The 17186-nt window shown below is 62.2% G+C and carries 14 protein-coding genes; 11 read left to right on the plus strand and 3 right to left on the minus strand.

The features are described from left to right. Positions 1–210 precede the first annotated feature (210 nt). From ydcS to ACF6ZU_RS18195, 3 genes are all read right to left on the minus strand, one after another. Positions 211–1362, minus strand: a complete 1152-nt coding sequence (gene ydcS, locus ACF6ZU_RS18185) for a putative ABC transporter substrate-binding protein YdcS (protein WP_392885683.1) — start codon at positions 1360–1362, stop codon at positions 211–213. A 90-nt stretch (positions 1363–1452) separates the two neighbouring features. Beyond that, positions 1453–2940: a gamma-aminobutyraldehyde dehydrogenase gene (locus ACF6ZU_RS18190; protein WP_392885685.1), complete on the minus strand. Its 1488-nt coding sequence runs from the start codon at positions 2938–2940 to the stop codon at positions 1453–1455. Positions 2941–3039: 99 nt separating this feature from the next. Then, positions 3040–3954 (minus strand): LysR family transcriptional regulator, encoded by a 915-nt coding sequence (locus ACF6ZU_RS18195; protein ID WP_392885686.1) that lies wholly within the window; start codon positions 3952–3954, stop codon positions 3040–3042. A 185-nt stretch (positions 3955–4139) separates the two neighbouring features. On the opposite strand from ACF6ZU_RS18195, the gene ACF6ZU_RS18200 reads away from it, so the two are divergent. The 11 genes from ACF6ZU_RS18200 to lysS all read left to right on the plus strand — a co-directional run bounded on the left by ACF6ZU_RS18200 (position 4140) and on the right by lysS (position 17176). Beyond that, on the plus strand, positions 4140–4862 hold the full coding sequence (locus ACF6ZU_RS18200; RefSeq protein WP_392885688.1) for a tellurite resistance TerB family protein: 723 nt from the start codon (positions 4140–4142) through the stop codon (positions 4860–4862). Positions 4863–5110: 248 nt separating this feature from the next. Next, a complete protein-coding gene (locus ACF6ZU_RS18205; protein WP_392885690.1) occupies positions 5111–6733 on the plus strand; it encodes a methyl-accepting chemotaxis protein in 1623 nt (540 codons plus the stop codon). Further along, positions 6733–7269, plus strand: coding sequence for a chemotaxis protein CheW (locus ACF6ZU_RS18210; protein ID WP_392885692.1), 537 nt, complete (start codon positions 6733–6735; stop codon positions 7267–7269). The genes ACF6ZU_RS18205 and ACF6ZU_RS18210 overlap by 1 nt, the downstream gene beginning before the upstream one ends. Further along, positions 7266–8534, plus strand: coding sequence for a CheR family methyltransferase (locus tag ACF6ZU_RS18215; RefSeq protein ID WP_392885694.1), 1269 nt, complete (start codon positions 7266–7268; stop codon positions 8532–8534). Before ACF6ZU_RS18210 ends, ACF6ZU_RS18215 begins: the two co-directional genes overlap by 4 nt. After that, positions 8531–9214: a chemotaxis protein CheW gene (locus ACF6ZU_RS18220; RefSeq protein WP_392885696.1), complete on the plus strand. Its 684-nt coding sequence runs from the start codon at positions 8531–8533 to the stop codon at positions 9212–9214. Before ACF6ZU_RS18215 ends, ACF6ZU_RS18220 begins: the two co-directional genes overlap by 4 nt. Continuing rightward, positions 9211–11523 (plus strand): hybrid sensor histidine kinase/response regulator, encoded by a 2313-nt coding sequence (locus tag ACF6ZU_RS18225; RefSeq protein WP_392885698.1) that lies wholly within the window; start codon positions 9211–9213, stop codon positions 11521–11523. The genes ACF6ZU_RS18220 and ACF6ZU_RS18225 overlap by 4 nt, the downstream gene beginning before the upstream one ends. Continuing rightward, positions 11520–12530, plus strand: a complete 1011-nt coding sequence (locus ACF6ZU_RS18230) for a chemotaxis response regulator protein-glutamate methylesterase (protein ID WP_392885699.1) — start codon at positions 11520–11522, stop codon at positions 12528–12530. The genes ACF6ZU_RS18225 and ACF6ZU_RS18230 overlap by 4 nt, the downstream gene beginning before the upstream one ends. Positions 12531–12578: 48 nt before the next feature. Next, positions 12579–13580 carry a diguanylate cyclase domain-containing protein gene (locus ACF6ZU_RS18235; RefSeq protein ID WP_392885701.1) on the plus strand — a complete coding sequence of 334 codons (1002 nt, stop codon included), beginning with the start codon at positions 12579–12581 and terminating at the stop codon, positions 13578–13580. A gap of 295 nt (positions 13581–13875) precedes the next feature. Next, complete coding sequence (locus ACF6ZU_RS18240) at positions 13876–14148, plus strand: hypothetical protein (protein WP_392885703.1); 273 nt, start codon at positions 13876–13878, stop codon at positions 14146–14148. Between the two features lie 344 nt (positions 14149–14492). Then, a protein-coding gene (prfB, locus tag ACF6ZU_RS18245; RefSeq protein WP_392885704.1) for a peptide chain release factor 2 occupies positions 14493–15588 on the plus strand; the annotation gives its coding sequence in 2 pieces (ribosomal slippage) (positions 14493–14564 and positions 14566–15588; 1095 coding nt in all). 85 nt (positions 15589–15673) lie between these two features. Beyond that, positions 15674–17176: a lysine--tRNA ligase gene (gene lysS, locus ACF6ZU_RS18250; RefSeq protein ID WP_392885706.1), complete on the plus strand. Its 1503-nt coding sequence runs from the start codon at positions 15674–15676 to the stop codon at positions 17174–17176. Positions 17177–17186: the final 10 nt, after the last annotated feature.

The raw sequence follows: 17186 nt of genomic DNA on the forward strand, positions 1-17186 counted from the left end.
TGCTCCGAAAAAGCGAGGGCCGTCGCAGCGGCCCTGCCTGGACTTCTGAAAAAACGAACAGCTTTTATCCGTGGGCCGAGCACGGTAGTGGCAACGGCACTGATCAACTGTAGGAGTGAGCCTGCTCGCGATGAGGGCAGATCAGTCAGTCTCTCTGTCGACTGACACACCGCCATCGCGAGCAGGCTCGCTCCTACAGGGTGGGGCGGGTTATCTGCCGCCCATGATCGCGATGTAATCCTGGGTCCAGCGGCTGTACGGCACGAACTTGCCGCCTTCAGCCTGCGGGGTTTTCCAGAAGGCGATCTTGTCGAACTGGTCGAAACCGTTGGTTTTGCAGCCTTCGGCGCCGAGCAGTTCGCTGCCGGTGCAGGCCGCCGGCACGGCTGGCAACGAGCCGAACCACGCGGCTACGTCACCTTGGACTTTCGGTTGCAGCGACCAGTCCATCCACTTGTAAGCACAGTTCGGGTGTTTGGCCTCGGTGTGCATCATCGTGGTGTCGGCCCAACCGGTGGCGCCTTCTTTCGGAATGGTCGAGGCGATCGGTTGTTTCTCGTTCACCAGGCCGTTGACCTGATACGGCCAGGCACCGGACGCGACCACGCCTTCGTTCTTGAAGTCGCTCATCTGCACCGTGGTGTCGTGCCAGTAGCGGTGGATCAGCGGCTGCTGGGCGCGGAGCAAATCGAGCACGGCCTTGTACTGCGCTTCGGTCAGTTCGTAGGGGTTCTGGATGCCCAGTTCCGGCTTGGCGGTTTTCAGGTACAGCGCCGCGTCGGCGATGTAGATCGGACCGTCATAAGCCTGTACGCGACCCTTGTTCGGCTTGCCGTCCGGCAGGTTTTCGGCATTGAACAACACGCCCCAGCTGTCAGGTGCGGTCTTGAACACGTTGGTGTTGTACATCAACACGTTCGGGCCCCACTGATAAGGGGTGCCGTAGGTTTGCTTGTTGACCACGTACCACGGCGCATCCTTCAGGCGCGGGTCGAGGTTCTTCCAGTTCGGGATCAACGCGGTGTTGATCGGCTGCACACGCTTGCCGACGATCAACCGCAGCGAGGCGTCGCCGGACGCGGTCACCAGGTCGTACCCGCCCTTGGCCATCAGGCTGACCATCTCATCGGAAGTCGCGGCGGTTTTCACGTTGACCTTGCAGCCGGTTTCCTTTTCGAAACCGGTCACCCAGTCGTAAGCCTTGTCGCTCTCGCCACGTTCGATGTAGCCAGGCCAGGCGACGATATCCAGCTGACCTTCGCCGGCGCCGACGGCTTTCAGCGGCTCGGCGGCCTGAATACTCGCACTGGCCAGCAGCGCGGTGGTGATTGCACTGAGCAGTGCGGTCTTGTGCACGAACATGGGAATTCCCTCTTCTTTAATTATGGTCGGGGCAGTTTTGAACGTGGTGAAGCCAATGCCTTTACGGCTAATTGTTAGCGTAGTGCGCTTTTATAAATGCTGTCCGTGGCGGGCCATGATGTGCCGCACCACGCTGTAATCCTGTAGCGAATCACTGGACAGGTCCTTGCCGTAGCCCGAGCGTTTCAGGCCGCCATGGGGCATTTCGCTGACCAGCATGAAATGGCTGTTGATCCAGGTGCAGCCGTACTGCAACCGCGCCGCGACCTGCATCGCCTTGTCCAGGTTCTGGGTCCAGACCGACGAGGCCAGGCCGTATTCCGAGTCGTTGGCCCAGTCCACCGCTTGTTCGAGTTGATCGAAACGGGTCACGGTCACCACCGGCCCGAACACTTCGCGCTGGACGATTTCATCGCTCTGTTTGCAACCGGCCAGCAGGGTCGGCTGGTAATAGAAGCCGGCGCCGGAATGCACCGCCGCGCCGGTGACCCGTTCAATGTGCGGCTGGCCGAGGGCGCGCTCGACGAAACTGGCCACGCGGTCGCGCTGGCGGGTGCTGATCAGCGGGCCGATCTCGTTGTCGGCATCGCGTTTACCGGCGAAGCGCAGGCTGCTGACCGCTGCGCCGAGTTCGGCCACCAGGCGGTCGTGAATCCCGGCTTGTGCATAAATGCGGCACGCGGCGGTGCAATCCTGGCCGGCGTTGTAGTAACCGTAGCTGCGCACGCCTTCGACCACCGCTTGAATGTCGGCGTCGTTGCAGACGATCACCGGCGCCTTGCCGCCGAGTTCGAGGTGGGTGCGCTTAAGGGTTTTCGCGGCGGCCTGGAGGATTTTCTGCCCGGTGACGATATCGCCGGTCAGCGACACCATGCGGATCTTCGGATGGCTGACCAGATGGCTGCCCACACCTTCGCCACCGCCGCAAATGATGTTGATCACCCCTCGCGGCAGGATCTCGGCCAACGCGGGCGCCAGGGCCAGGATCGACAGTGGCGTGTGCTCGGACGGTTTGAACACCAGGGTGTTGCCGGCGGCGAGGGCCGGGGCGATTTTCCACGCGGCCATCATGATCGGGTAGTTCCACGGTGCGATGGACGCCACCACCCCGATCGGATCGCGCCGGACCATGCTGGTGTAGCCCGGCAGGTATTCGCCGCTGAGCTGGCCGGTCTGGCAGCGCACGGCGCCGGCGAAGAAGCGGAACACATCGACGGTCGCGTTCAGATCGTCCTGGCGGGCGAGGTGCAAGGGTTTGCCGCAATTCAGGGATTCGAGGCGGGCAAGCAGGTCGGCCTGTTTCTCGATGGCGTTGGCGATGTCGAGCAACAGGTTCGAACGTTGTTGCGGCGTGGTCCGTGACCAACTGGCGAATGCATGGTGAGCGGCCAGGATCGCGGCTTCGACTTGCTCGGTGCTGGCTTCGGCGATGTGCGTGATTACCTCGCCGGTGGCCGGGTTGAGGATCGGCTCGACAAAACCCTGACCCGCGACCAGTTCGCCATCGATCAACAACGCGGTGAACAACGGGGTCTGCGCGCCAGCCATTTTTCGGGTTCTCTTTTCTTGTGTGGCCATGCTGCTCCCTGTGACTGGGGCCGGCCGTCTTATAGATGGATCAAGACTAGTGCTCGGACCCGAGGTCGACAAATACTAAATACTGAAGGTGGCGTTCGATTAAATAGATGGCTTGCGACCGCCGTGCGGTTGCTCGCGGGCGACGGTGAGAAACGGGTCCACCAGCGCCGGGCGCGCGGTGCCACGACGCCAGGCCAGGCCGACGTCGAGGGTCTGGCTCAGGTCGGCAATCGGGCGCGCTTCGATGATGTCGCCCTCCAGCGACCATGGGCGGTAGGTCATGTCCGGCTGGATCGAAACACCCAGGCCGGCGGCTACAAGGCTTCGCACTGCTTCGGTCGAGGCGGTTTTCAGGGTGATGCGCGGCTGCAAGGAGGCCGCCGACCACATGCGTTGGGCGTTGCGGTCCATCTCATCGACGTTCAGTTGAATCAACGGTTCGCGGGCGACGTCTGCGAGGTTGATGCTGTCGTGCTCCAGCAGCGGATGCTGGGCCGGCAGCCACAGCCGATGGGGCGAATGGGTCAGGACTTCAGTCTGCAAGGCGTGGCGATCTTCGAGGTTCGAGAGGATCAGCACGCCGACATCGATTTCGCCGCTGACCAGCAAATGCTCGATGTACGGGCGTTCGTCCTCCATCACGCGGAGTTCGACGTTGGGGTAGGCGCGTTGAAAACGGGTGAGCAAATCCGCGAGGTAGTAGCCGGCGACAAGGCTGGTCACGCCGATGATCAACTGGCCGGCGACCTGGTCGGTGCTCTGTTGCAGGCTGCGTTTGGCATTGTCCACCGTGGCCAGGATCAAGTGCGCCTGGCGCAGGAATTGATGGCCCTGGTGGGTCAGCGTCATGCCTTTGGCGTGGCGGTTGAACAGGCCGACGCCGATTTCCTGCTCCAGTTGCTGGATGGCCAGGGTCAGTGTCGACTGGGAAATGAATGCGGTTTGCGCGGCGGCGGAGATCGAGCCGGTCTCGGCCACGGCGATGAAATGGCGAATCTGACGCAGGGTCATCATGTGGGAATACCCAGTGGGCGGTTTTTATAGATTCGCCTGAGTGTATATCTTTTTAATCGATGGGCTTTTTGGCGTTATGGAAGATGAGCAACATCTGGAAGCACTCTCGCCGGGAGGGGCGGGGCACTTTCGATCTAGGCTGGTGGCCTCAAGTGTCCGGTAAACCCTTTTCAGGAGGCGGCAAAATGAATACCCGTGGATTGCTCGATCAACTGCTCAAGTCTGGCCAGGACCTGTTGCAGAACAAGGCCGGCAGCGCCCAGAACAAGGCGGCCAGCGGTGGGTTGGGTGGATTGCTCGGCGGCAGTGGCGGTTCGGGTGGCCTTGGCGGTTTGTTGTCGGGCGCGGGCGGTGGTGCATTGGCCGCCGGTGCGATGGGCCTTTTGATGGGCAGCAAAAAGGCGCGCAAGGTCGGCGGCAAAGTCGCGGTCTACGGCGGTCTCGCGGCATTGGGCGTGATTGCCTACAAGGCGTATGGCAACTGGCAGGCGCAGCAGGGCACCGCGTCGAAGACCGAACCGCAAACCGTGGACCGCTTGCCGGCGGCCCAGGTCGAGCAGCACAGTCAGGCGATTCTCAAGGCGCTGGTGGCGGCGGCCAAGGCTGACGGGCATGTCGATGAGCGCGAGCGCGCGTTGATCGAAGGTGAGTTCACCAAGCTCGACAACGACCGGGAGCTGCAACACTGGCTGCACGCCGAGCTCAACAAACCACTCGATCCGACCGACGTGGCCCGCGCCGCCAGCACCCCGGAAATGGCCGCCGAGATGTACATCGCCAGCGTGATGCTGGTGGATGAGGAAAACTTTATGGAAAAGTCCTACCTGGACGAACTGGCCCGCCAGCTGAAGCTGGAGCCAGGCCTGAAGGCCGAACTGGAAAAACAGGTGCGCCAGGCATCCCTGTAACCGTCCTCAAGGCCGCCATCGCCAGCAAGCTGGCTCCTACGAGGGGTTTTTGGTGAGCACAACATTTGTGCCTGCCACAGATCAACTGTAGGAGCCGGCTTGCTGCGGGCGGCGTTCCGACGATGGCATTTCCAGCCCCGCCGCACCTCTCAATCGTCAAGATGCGAACTGCAGCGCATCCGTCTTATAAATGAAACACCGCCCTCGGCTATACTCGGCAGCATTTGAAATGGCCCCGAGGACTGACTGTGAAGAACTGGACGTTGCGCCAACGCATTTTGGCGAGCTTTGCGGTGATTATCGCCATCATGCTGTTGATGGTCGTCGTCTCGTATTCGCGTCTGCTGAAGATCGAAGACAGCGAAGCCAGCGTGCGTGACGACGCACTTCCCGGGGTGTTTTACAGTTCGACGATTCGTGGCGCCTGGGTCGACAGTTATCTGCAGACCCTGGAAATGCTGGGGCTGAAAGAAGGGCAGGGCATTACTGCCGAAGACGTCGCCGACTTCAAAAGCTTTGAAGCGCGTGTGCTTGATGCAATGAGCAACTACCGCATGACTGTCACGACGGACGAAGACAGGGTCGAATTCGCCGCCTTCGAAAAATACCATGAGCAGTACATCAAGATCCTTGCCGCCGTGCTCGACTTGCACAAGCGCAATCAGGAAGTCGAAGCGATCAAGCTGTTCAACGAGCAACTGACCCCGGCCTGGACGGCGGGACGCATGAAGCTCAACGACATCCTGCGTGAAAACAAAGTGGTGGCCGATCAGGACATGGCGAACATCGACGACGCCGTGCTCAGCGCGAAAATCGTCATGGGCATTTCCCTGTTGGTGGCGGTATTGGCCGCGGGCCTCTGTGGTCTGTTGCTGATGCGCGCGATCATGGCGCCGATGAACCGCATCGTGAAGATTCTCGAAATCATGCGCACCGGCGACCTCAGCGGCCGCTTGAACCTGGAGCGCAAGGACGAGTTCGGCGCCGTGGAAACCGGCTTCAACGACATGATGGCCGAGCTGACGTCGCTGGTGTCCCAGGCTCAGCGCTCGTCTGTGCAGGTCACCACCTCCGTCACTGAAATCGCGGCCACCTCCAAGCAACAACAGGCCACCGCCACGGAAACCGCCGCCACCACTACCGAGATTGGCGCGACCTCCCGTGAGATCGCCGCCACTTCCCGTGATCTGGTGCGCACCATGACCGAAGTCTCCACCGCCGCCGACCAGGCTTCGGTGCTGGCCGGTTCCGGACAGCAAGGCCTGGCGCGCATGGAAGACACCATGCATTCGGTGATGGGCGCCGCCGATCTGGTGAACGCCAAACTGGCGATCCTTAATGAGAAGGCCGGCAACATCAATCAGGTGGTGGTGACCATCGTCAAAGTGGCCGACCAGACCAACCTGTTGTCACTGAACGCGGCCATCGAAGCGGAGAAGGCCGGTGAATACGGTCGCGGATTTGCCGTGGTCGCCACCGAAGTACGACGCCTGGCGGACCAGACGGCCGTGGCCACTTACGACATTGAACAGATGGTGCGCGAGATCCAGTCGGCAGTGTCGGCCGGGGTCATGGGCATGGACAAGTTCTCCGAGGAAGTGCGTCGCGGCATGTCCGAGGTGCAGCAGGTCGGCGAGCAGCTGTCGCAGATCATCCATCAGGTTCAGGCGCTGGCGCCACGGGTGTTGATGGTCAACGAAGGCATGCAGGCCCAGGCCACCGGCGCCGAGCAGATCAACCACGCGCTGGTGCAGTTGGGCGATGCCAGCAGCCAGACCGTCGAGTCCCTGCGCCAGGCCAGCTTCGCCATCGACGAACTGAGCCAGGTGGCCGTCGGGTTGCGCAGCGGCGTTTCGCGATTCAAAGTCTGATGAGCGAACTCACGGCCAAACGCACCGCCGTGAAACCGGCGATGCAGGCGTTGTTCCTGGTGTTTCGCATCGGCTCCGAGCGCTTTGCCCTGCAAGCAATCGAGGTGGCGGAGGTGCTGCCGCGCCTGCCGCTGAAGCCGATTCCACGTGCACCGGACTGGGTCGCCGGGGTGTTCGCCTATCGCGGCGCGGTAGTGCCGGTGATCGACCTCAGTGCGCTGACTTTCGGTGCGCCGGCACAGGCACGCACCAGCACACGGCTGGTATTGGTCAATTATCGTGCGGACGAAACCGCCGAGGCTCAATTGCTCGGGCTGATCCTCGAACAGGCCACCGACACGCTGCGGTGCAACCCGGCAGAGTTTCAGCCCTACGGCCTGGACAATCGCCAGACGCCTTACCTCGGGCCGGTGCGTGAAGACGCTCAGGGTTTGCTGCAATGGGTGCGCGTCGCCGATCTGCTCGACGATCAGGTTCGCGCGCTGCTGTTTCCATCGCCGCCGCTGGACGTGGCGATGCTTGAGGAGCGGTCATGAGCGGTGATCAGCGGTTTTTCGATTTCCTCAAGGAACGCATCGGCCTCGACGTGACCTCGGTTGGCCCGGCCATCATCGAGCGCGCGGTGCGCCAGCGCAGTACGGCATCCAACGCGCTGACGGCCGATGAGTATTGGCACACCTTGCAAGGCTCGCAGGACGAGCAGCAAGCGCTGATCGAAGCGGTAATCGTCCCTGAAACCTGGTTTTTCCGTTACCCGGAATCCTTCGCCACCCTGGCCAAACTGGCGGCCAAACGCCTGGCCGAGATCAACAACATGCGCGCGCTGCGGATACTCAGCCTGCCGTGTTCCACCGGCGAAGAACCCTATTCCATCGCCATGGCGTTGCTCGATGCCGGGCTCAAACCGCATCAGTTCAAAGTCGAGGGCATGGACGTCAGCCCGCTCTCGGTGGAAAAGGCGAGGCGCGCGCTGTACGGCAAAAACTCCTTTCGCGGCCAGGACATCGCCTTTCGCGACCGGCATTTCACCGCTGAAAACGACGTCTATCGCCTCAGCGAGCGGGTGCTGGAGCAAGTGCGTTTGCAGGTCGGCAATCTGCTGGATCCGGCGTTGCTCGCCAGCGAGCCGCCCTACGACTTCGTGTTCTGCCGCAACCTGCTGATCTATTTCGATCAGCCGACCCAGCGGCAAGTGTTCGAGGTGCTCAAGCGCCTGACCCATGTCGACGGCGTGCTGTTTATCGGTCCTGCGGAGGGCAGTCTGCTCGGGCGTTTGGGCATGCGCTCGATCGGCATCCCGCAGTCCTTTGCGTTCAGTCGCCAGCCTGCGCCGGTGCCTGAACCCGTGGCGGATTTTGTCCCGACACCGTTGCCGATTCGACAACCGGTGCGCAGCGTGCCGCCACCCCCCGTTCGCAGCCGGCCCTTCGCGAGCGTTTCACCGCTGCCACTGGCGAGCAAATCCGCGAACCCGGACGCCGCGACGCTGCTGGCGAACATTGCCGCCCTGGCCAACGAAGGCAAAAGCGCCGAAGCCCGGGCAGCCTGCGAAAGTTATTTGCGCAGCCACGAACCGGTGGCCCAGGTGTTTTACTGGCTGGGCTTGCTCAGCGATGTCGCCGGCAGCGCCCTCGAAGCCCAGGGGTTTTATCGCAAGGCGTTGTACCTCGAACCGCAACATCCCGACGCGTTGATGCACCTGGCGGCCTTGCTGCAATCCCAGGGCGACACGGCGGGCGCCCGACGATTGCAGGACCGCGCCGCTCGCAGCGAGCGCGCAGACAGTGAGCGCAAACGATGAACGTCGCCGACACCTTTAGCCTCACCCATGACGATGCCCAGGCCATCGACGATTGCTGGAACCGCATCGGTATTCACGGCGACAAGTCCTGCCCACTGCTGATCGAACACATTCACTGCCGTAATTGCGCGGTGTATTCGGCCGCCGCCACGCGTCTGCTGGACCGCTATGCGTTGCAACAGGAGGACCGCGGGCATGTGTCGGTCGCGGTCGAGAGCGAGGTCAAAACCCGTTCGCTGTTGATGTTCCGCCTCGGTGAAGAATGGCTCGCCCTGGCTACCCGCAGTCTGGTGGAAGTGGCGCCGCTGCAAGCCATTCATTCCCTGCCGCACCAGCGCTCCCGGGCCTTGCTCGGCGTGGCGAACGTGCGCGGCGCGCTGGTGGCGTGCCTCTCGCTGGTGGAATTGTTGGGCCTGGACGGCGCGAGCAGCGTCGCGTCTGGCGCGCGGGTGATGCCGCGGATGCTGATCATCGCCGCCAACGGCGGGCCGGTGGTGGTGCCGGTGGATGAAGTCGACGGCATTCACGCCATCGACGAGCACACCCTCGACGCGGCGTCGCGCTCGGGCACGCAAGCCAGTGCCAAATACACCCGTGGCGTGTTGCAATTCAAAGGTCGCAGCCTGCGTTGGCTGGATGAAGAACAGCTGCTGTCCGCCGTGACCCGGAGCCTCACATGACCCCCGAGCAAATGCGCGACGCCTCTTTGCTGGAGCTGTTCAGCCTCGAAGCCGAGGCCCAAACCCAAGTGCTCAGCGCGGGACTGCTGGCGCTCGAGCGCGACCCGACCCAGGCCGATCACCTCGAATCGTGCATGCGTGCCGCCCACTCGCTCAAGGGCGCGGCGCGGATCGTCGGGGTCGACGCCGGGGTCAGCGTTTCCCACGTGATGGAAGATTGCCTGGTCAGCGCCCAGGAAGGTCGCCTGTACCTGCGGCCCGAGCATATCGATGCGTTGCTGCAAGGCACCGATCTGCTGATGCGCATCGCCACGCCGAACAACGGGCCGACTGCCGCAGACATCGACGGCTATGTGGCGTTGATGGGCCGTCTGCTCGATCCGCTGGCACTGGCCGCACCGATCAGCACGCCAATCGCGCCGTTCATGAACGAGCCGGAAGTTTCTGCCGTCGAGCTGCTGGTTCCGGAAGTCGAGCCAGTCCTCGCGATGCCCGAAGCGACGGAAGTGCCAGCGGAGCCAGTCGTAGCACCGCGCAAAACCAAACGCACCACCGAAAACGGTGAGCGGGTGCTGCGGGTCACGGCCGAGCGCTTGAACAGCCTGCTCGACCTGTCGAGCAAATCCCTGGTGGAAACCCTGCGGCTCAAACCGCACCTCGCCACCATGCAACGGCTCAAGCGCATCCAGAACAACAGCCTGCGGGCGCTGGAGAACCTCAACGTCCACCTCAAGGATCAGGCCTTGAGTCTCGAAGCCCGGGAATCCCTTGAGGACGCCCGCCGGTTGCTCGCGGAGTCCCAGCAACTGCTGGTGGAAAAGAACGCCGAACTGGACGAGTTCGCCTGGCAGGCCAGCCAACGGGCGCAAGTGCTCTATGACACTGCGCTGGCCTGTCGCATGCGGCCGTTTGCCGATGTGCTGACCGGGCAGGTGCGCATGGTCCGCGACCTCGGGCGCAGCCTCGGCAAACAGGTGCGGCTGGAGATCGAGGGCGAGAAAACCCAGGTCGATCGCGACGTGCTGGAAAAACTCGAAGCGCCGTTGACGCACCTGCTGCGCAACGCCGTCGATCACGGCATCGAATCCCCGGAACAGCGGCTGCTGGCCGGCAAGCCCGAAGAAGGTTTGATCCGCTTGCGCGCGTCCCATCAGGCTGGCCTGCTGGTGCTGGAATTGAGCGATGACGGCAACGGCGTCGACCTGGAAAAGGTCCGCCGCAGTGTTATCGAGCGGCAGTTGTCCCCGGCCGACACCGCCGCGCAACTGAGCGAAGAAGAGCTGCTGACGTTCCTGTTCCTGCCGGGTTTCAGCCTGCGGGACAAGGTCACCGAAGTGTCCGGACGCGGCGTCGGCCTCGACGCGGTTCAGCACATGGTTCGCCAATTGCGCGGCGCCGTGGTGCTGGAGCAGACGGCGGGCGAGGGCAGTCGTTTTCACCTCGAAGTGCCGCTGACGCTGTCAGTGGTGCGCAGCCTGGTGGTGGAAGTCGGTGATGAGGCGTACGCGTTTCCGCTGGCCCACATCGAGCGCATGTGCGACCTGGAGCCGGCGGACATCGTGCAGGTCGAAGGCCGCCAGCACTTCTGGCACGAAGGCCGGCACGTCGGGTTGGTCGCCGCCAGCCAGTTGCTTCAGCGCCCGGCGAGCCAGAACAGCCAGCAAACCCTCAAGGTCGTGGTGATTCGCGAGCGCGAGGCGATCTACGGCGTGGCGGTCGAGCGATTCATTGGTGAACGCACGCTGGTTGTCCTGCCGCTGGATGAGCGACTGGGCAAAGTGCAGGACATTTCGGCCGGCGCGCTGCTGGATGACGGTTCGGTGGTGCTGATCGTCGATGTCGAGGATATGCTGCGCTCGGTGGACAAGTTGCTCAACACCGGGCGCCTGGAGCGGATTTCCCGTCAAGGCCATCAGGCCGTGGAAGCGGCGCGCAAGCGGGTGCTGGTGGTCGACGACTCCCTGACCGTGCGCGAGTTGCAGCGCAAGTTGTTGCTCAACCGTGGCTACGACGTGGCCGTGGCAGTGGATGGCATGGATGGCTGGAACGCCCTGCGTTCGGAGGATTTCGATCTGCTGATCACCGACATTGATATGCCGCGCATGGATGGCATCGAGCTGGTCTCGCTGTTGCGTCGGGACAATCGCCTGCAATCGCTGCCGGTGATGGTGGTGTCCTACAAGGATCGGGAAGAGGACCGTCGTCGTGGACTGGACGCCGGGGCCGACTATTATCTAGCCAAAGCCAGTTTTCATGACGACGCCCTGCTCGATGCAGTGGTTGAGCTCATCGGAGGAGCGCGAGCATGAAAATCGCAATCGTCAACGACATGCCCATGGCGGTAGAGGCGCTGCGCCGCGCGTTGGCGTTCGAGCCGGCGCACGAAGTGATCTGGGTCGCGGCCAACGGCGCCGAAGCGGTGCAGCGTTGTGCGGAAAACCTTCCGGACCTGATCCTGATGGATTTGATCATGCCGGTGATGGATGGCGTCGAGGCGACGCGGCGGATCATGGCCGAAACGCCGTGCGCCATCGTGATCGTCACGGTCGATCGCCAGCAGAACGTGCACCGGGTGTTCGAGGCCATGGGCCACGGCGCGCTGGATGTGGTGGACACCCCTGCGGTCGGCGGCTGCAATCCCCAGGAAGCGGCCGCACCGCTGCTGCGCAAGATCATGAACATCGGCTGGTTGATCGGTGACCGCAGCAATCGGGAGCGCGCGGCGCCGAGCCCGCTGCGCAATGCCCCTTCGCGCCAGCGCCTGATCGCCATCGGCTCGTCTGCCGGCGGGCCGGCGGCGCTGGAAGTCTTGCTCAAGGGTTTGCCACGGGATTTTTCCGCCGCGATCGTGCTGGTGCAACACGTGGATCAGGTGTTCGCCGCCGGCATGGCCGAGTGGCTCAGCGGCGCCAGCGGGCTGAACGTGCGACTGGCCCAGGAAGGCGAACCGCCGCAGCCCGGCACCGTGCTGCTGGCCGGGACCAATCACCATATCCGCTTGTTGAAAAACGGCACGCTGGCCTACACCGCCGAGCCGGTCAACGAGATCTATCGGCCCTCGATCGATGTGTTTTTCGAGAGCGTGGCCAGTTATTGGAACGGCGATGCCGTCGGTGTTTTGTTGACCGGCATGGGACGCGATGGCGCGCAGGGGCTTAAACTCATGCGCCAACAGGGCTACCTGACCATCGCTCAGGACCAACAAAGCAGCGCAGTGTATGGCATGCCGAAAGCAGCAGCGGCCATCGACGCGGCTGTAGAGATTCGCCCGCTGGACAAGATAGCGCCACGATTGCTGGAGATATTCGCCAAATGACTACGCTTAGCAGCAATCCTGGCCCAGGCAGCACTCAGGTGACCGCACATGAATGAATTACAGCTCGACGACTTCAAGACCGACGAAAACGCCGCCATGGTGTTGTTGGTGGACGATCAGGCCATGATCGGCGAGGCCGTGCGCCGCGGGTTGTCGAATGAAGAAAACATCGACTTCCACTTCTGCGCCGATCCGCATCAAGCCATTGCGCAGGCCATCCGTATCAAGCCCACTGTCATCCTCCAGGACCTGGTCATGCCGGGGCTCGATGGCCTGAGCCTGGTGCGCGAGTACCGCAACCACCCGGCCACCAAGGACATCCCGATCATTGTCCTGTCGACCAAGGAAGATCCGCTGATCAAAAGCGCGGCGTTCGCGGCCGGGGCCAACGATTACCTGGTCAAGCTGCCGGACAACATCGAACTGGTGGCGCGTATCCGCTACCACTCGCGTTCCTACATGACCCTGCTGCAACGTGACGCGGCGTACCGCGCCTTGCGGGTCAGCCAGCAGCAACTGCTCGACACCAACCTGGTGCTGCAACGCCTGATGAACTCGGACGGCCTGACCGGGCTGTCGAACCGTCGCCATTTCGACGAATACCTGGAGCTGGAATGGCGCCGCTCGTTGCGTGACCAGAGCCAGTTGTCGTTGCTGATGATCGACGTGGACTACTTCAAGTCCTACAACGACAGCTTCGGCCACCTCGAAGGCGATGAAGCCCTGCGCAAAGTCGCCACGGCCATCCGCGACGCCAGCGCCCGGCCTTCGGACTTGCCGGCCCGTTACGGCGGTGAGGAATTCGCCCTGGTCCTGCCCAACACCTCGCCGGGCGGTGCACGCCTGGTGGCAGAAAAACTGCGCCAGACCGTGGCCGCGCTGAAGATCCCGCACATTTCACCGACTGAAGGCTCGAACCTGACCATCAGCATCGGCCTTTCGACCATGACCCCGCAGGCGGGCAGTGATTGCCGGCAATTGATCCTGGCGGCGGACAAGGGGCTGTACCTGGCGAAGAACAACGGGCGCAATCAGGTGGGCATCGAGTAACAGACGACTTCATACCCTGTGGGTGCGAGCCCTGCTCGCGATGGACGTCAAGGATGACGCGGGCCGTCTGGATCAACGCGTTGCCTGGGCGTTTTTCGCCAGCAAGCCGGCTCCTACACGGGGATCGGGTTCACACGGTCGAAATGGTAGGAGCCAGCTTGCTGGCGATGGACGTCAACGATGACGCGGGCTGTCTGGATGAACGCGGTGTCTGGGCGTTTTTTCGCGAGCAGGGCTCGCTCCTACACGGGATCGGGTTCACACGGTCGAAATGGTAGGAGCCAGCTTGCTGGCGATGGACGTCAACGATGACGCGGGCTGTCTGGATGAAAGCGGTTGTCTGGACGTTTTTCGCGAGCAGGGCTCGCTCCTACAAGGGGATTGGGTTCACACGGTCAAAACTGTAGGAGCCGGCTTGCTGGCGATGGACGTCAACGATGACGCGGGCTGTCTGGATGAACGTGGTGCTGGACGTTTTTCGCCAGCAAGCTGGCTACTACAGGGGATCGCGTACGCTTTTGCTCTTCACCACTCATCAGGCCGAGCGTTAGCTCGCCTTTGCTTTTGATCTGGCGGTGCCCGCCCCCTCGAGGGCATGCCGAGCATTAGCGAGGCACCGAACGAAAGGGGCAAAAGCGCTTGGTTACTTGCCGCTTTTGCAAGTGACTCGCCGTAAGGGCGAAACCAAGATCAGCCATCACCCAAAAAACGGATATGCACTCCGACCAAAATAGGCGTCGGATATCAGTCAGCCATCGCCAGCAAGCTGGCTCCTACAGGGGGCGGCGTACATATCCGGAAGCGCAGGTTGGAAAACACACCGGGCCTTTTCGGCCAAGCGGGCTGCCGTTTTCGGCCTTTTGCCGTTATACTCGCCGGCTTTCAAAAGTTCGCCAACGAGTGCTGCCCGCCATGGAAATCAACCCGATCCTTAACAGCATCAAGGACCTGTCCGAGCGCTCCGAAACTATTCGGGGGTATCTTTGACTACGATCAAAAGCATGAGCGTCTGACCGAAGTCAATCGCGAGCTTGAAGATCCGTCCGTCTGGAACAACCCGTCGTACGCTCAGGAACTGGGCCGCGAGCGGTCCCTGCTGGCGCAGATCGTCGAAACCCTCGACGAAATGCACTCCGGCCTGGCCGACGCCAAAGACCTGCTGCTGATGTCCGCAGAGGAAGAAGACCAGGCCGCCGTCGACGACGTAGCCGCCGAAGTCGAGCGTCTGCGCGAGTCCCTGGAAAAACTCGAATTCCGTCGCATGTTCAGCGGTGAAATGGACGCCAACAACGCCTACCTGGACATCCAGGCCGGCTCCGGCGGCACCGAGGCCCAGGACTGGGCCAACATCCTGCTGCGCATGTACCTGCGCTGGGCTGACAAACGCGGTTTCGACGCGACCATCATGGAACTGTCGGCCGGTGAAGTCGCCGGGATCAAGGGCGCTACCGTGCACATCAAAGGCGAATACGCCTTTGGCTGGCTGCGTACCGAAATCGGCGTGCACCGTCTGGTGCGCAAGAGCCCGTTCGACTCCGGCAACCGTCGCCACACCTCGTTCTCGGCCGTGTTCGTGTCGCCGGAAATCGATGACAACATCGAAATCGACATCAACCCGTCGGACCTGCGGATCGATACCTATCGTTCCTCCGGTGCCGGTGGTCAGCACGTAAACACCACCGACTCGGCCGTACGTATCACCCACGTACCGACCAACACCGTGGTCAGCTGCCAGAACGAACGTTCCCAGCACGCGAACAAAGACACCGCGATGAAAATGTTGCGGGCGCGCTTGTACGAGCAGGAAGTGCAGAAGCGCAACGCCGCTTCGCAAGCCCTGGAAGAAACCAAGTCGGACATCGGCTGGGGTCACCAGATCCGCTCGTACGTGCTCGATGCGTCGCGAATCAAGGATTTGCGCACTAACATCGAACGCAGCGACTGCGACAAGGTGCTCGACGGCGACATCGACGAATACCTGGTAGCCAGCCTGAAACAAGGCCTGTAACACCGTATCCCCCTGTAGGAGCCGGCTTGCCGGCGATCCCCGGCCAACGGCCGGGGACAATGAACCTGATGGAATATCTAAAGACATGAGCGACCTAGAACTCGACCCGCAAGCCCTGCAACAGGAAGAAAACTCCCTGATCGCCCTGCGCAAGGAAAAGCTTGCTGCCGAGCGCGCCAAGGGCAATGCCTTCCCGAACGACTTCCGCCGCGACAACTACTGCGAAGACTTGCAGAAACAGTACGCGGACAAGACCAAGGAAGAGCTGGCAGAGGCTGCAATCCCGGTCAAGGTTGCCGGTCGCATCATGCTCAACCGTGGCTCGTTCATGGTGATCCAGGACATGTCCGGTCGCATTCAGGTTTACGTCAACCGTAAAACCCTGTCCGAAGAAACCCTGGCCGCGGTGAAAACCTGGGACCTGGGCGACATCATTGCCGCCGAAGGCACCCTGGCCCGTTCCGGCAAGGGCGACCTGTACGTTGAAATGACCAACGTGCGCCTGCTGACCAAATCCCTGCGCCCGCTGCCGGACAAGCACCACGGCCTGTCCGACACCGAACAGCGCTACCGCCAGCGTTACGTTGACCTGATCGTCAACGAAGACGTGCGCCAGACTTTCCGCGTTCGTTCGCAAGTGATTGCGCACATTCGCAGCTTCCTGATGAAGCGCGACTTCCTCGAAGTCGAAACGCCGATGCTGCAAACCATTCCCGGTGGCGCCGCGGCCAAGCCGTTCGAAACCCACCACAACGCACTGGACATGGAAATGTTCCTGCGTATCGCGCCGGAGCTCTACCTCAAGCGCCTGGTGGTTGGCGGCTTCGAGAAAGTGTTCGAGATCAACCGCAACTTCCGTAACGAAGGCGTTTCGACTCGTCACAACCCTGAATTCACCATGTTGGAGTTCTACCAGGCTTACGCCGACTACGAAGACAACATGGACCTGACCGAAGAGCTGTTCCGCGAGCTGGCGCAGCTGGTGCTGGGCAGCACCGACGTGCCGTACGGCGACAAGGTGTTCCACTTCGGCGAGCCGTTCGTGCGTCTGTCGGTGTTCGACTCGATCCTCAAGTACAACCCCGAGCTGACCGCTGACGACCTGAACGACATCGACAAGGCCCGCGCCATCGCCAAGAAGGCTGGCGCGAAAGTGCTGGGCTTCGAAGGTCTGGGCAAACTGCAGGTGATGATTTTCGAAGAGCTGGTCGAGCACAAGCTGGAGCAGCCGCACTTCATTACCCAGTACCCGTTCGAAGTGTCGCCGCTGGCCCGTCGCAACGACGACAACCCGAACGTCACCGACCGCTTCGAGCTGTTCATCGGCGGCCGTGAAATCGCCAACGCCTACTCCGAGTTGAACGACGCGGAAGACCAGGCCGAGCGCTTCATGGCACAGGTGGCCGACAAGGACGCCGGCGACGACGAAGCCATGCACTACGACGCCGACTTCGTTCGCGCGCTGGAGTACGGCATGCCGCCGACGGCGGGTGAAGGCATCGGCATCGACCGTCTGGTGATGTTGCTGACCAACTCACCGTCGATCCGCGACGTGATCCTGTTCCCGCACATGCGGCCGCAAGCGTAAATGTTTCAAA

Origin of the sequence: Pseudomonas migulae (genome assembly GCF_043225285.1) — a bacterium.
Taxonomy (GTDB): Bacteria; Pseudomonadota; Gammaproteobacteria; order Pseudomonadales; family Pseudomonadaceae; genus Aquipseudomonas; species Aquipseudomonas migulae_C.

Excerpts from the sequence above, each read along its gene's own strand:
- ACF6ZU_RS18240 (WP_392885703.1), top strand. The coding sequence starts at position 13,876 with ATGGACGTCAACGATGACGCGGGCTGTCTGGATGAAAGCGGTTGTCTG.
- ACF6ZU_RS18230 (WP_392885699.1), top strand. The coding sequence starts at position 11,520 with ATGAAAATCGCAATCGTCAACGACATGCCCATGGCGGTAGAGGCGCTG.
- ACF6ZU_RS18235 (WP_392885701.1), top strand. The coding sequence starts at position 12,579 with ATGAATGAATTACAGCTCGACGACTTCAAGACCGACGAAAACGCCGCC.
- ACF6ZU_RS18225 (WP_392885698.1), top strand. The coding sequence starts at position 9,211 with ATGACCCCCGAGCAAATGCGCGACGCCTCTTTGCTGGAGCTGTTCAGC.
- ACF6ZU_RS18200 (WP_392885688.1), top strand. The coding sequence starts at position 4,140 with ATGAATACCCGTGGATTGCTCGATCAACTGCTCAAGTCTGGCCAGGAC.
- ydcS (WP_392885683.1), bottom strand. The coding sequence starts at position 1,362 with ATGTTCGTGCACAAGACCGCACTGCTCAGTGCAATCACCACCGCGCTG.
- ACF6ZU_RS18215 (WP_392885694.1), top strand. The coding sequence starts at position 7,266 with ATGAGCGGTGATCAGCGGTTTTTCGATTTCCTCAAGGAACGCATCGGC.
- ACF6ZU_RS18210 (WP_392885692.1), top strand. The coding sequence starts at position 6,733 with ATGAGCGAACTCACGGCCAAACGCACCGCCGTGAAACCGGCGATGCAG.
- ACF6ZU_RS18195 (WP_392885686.1), bottom strand. The coding sequence starts at position 3,954 with ATGATGACCCTGCGTCAGATTCGCCATTTCATCGCCGTGGCCGAGACC.
- ACF6ZU_RS18190 (WP_392885685.1), bottom strand. The coding sequence starts at position 2,940 with ATGGCCACACAAGAAAAGAGAACCCGAAAAATGGCTGGCGCGCAGACC.
- lysS (WP_392885706.1), top strand. The coding sequence starts at position 15,674 with ATGAGCGACCTAGAACTCGACCCGCAAGCCCTGCAACAGGAAGAAAAC.
- ACF6ZU_RS18220 (WP_392885696.1), top strand. The coding sequence starts at position 8,531 with ATGAACGTCGCCGACACCTTTAGCCTCACCCATGACGATGCCCAGGCC.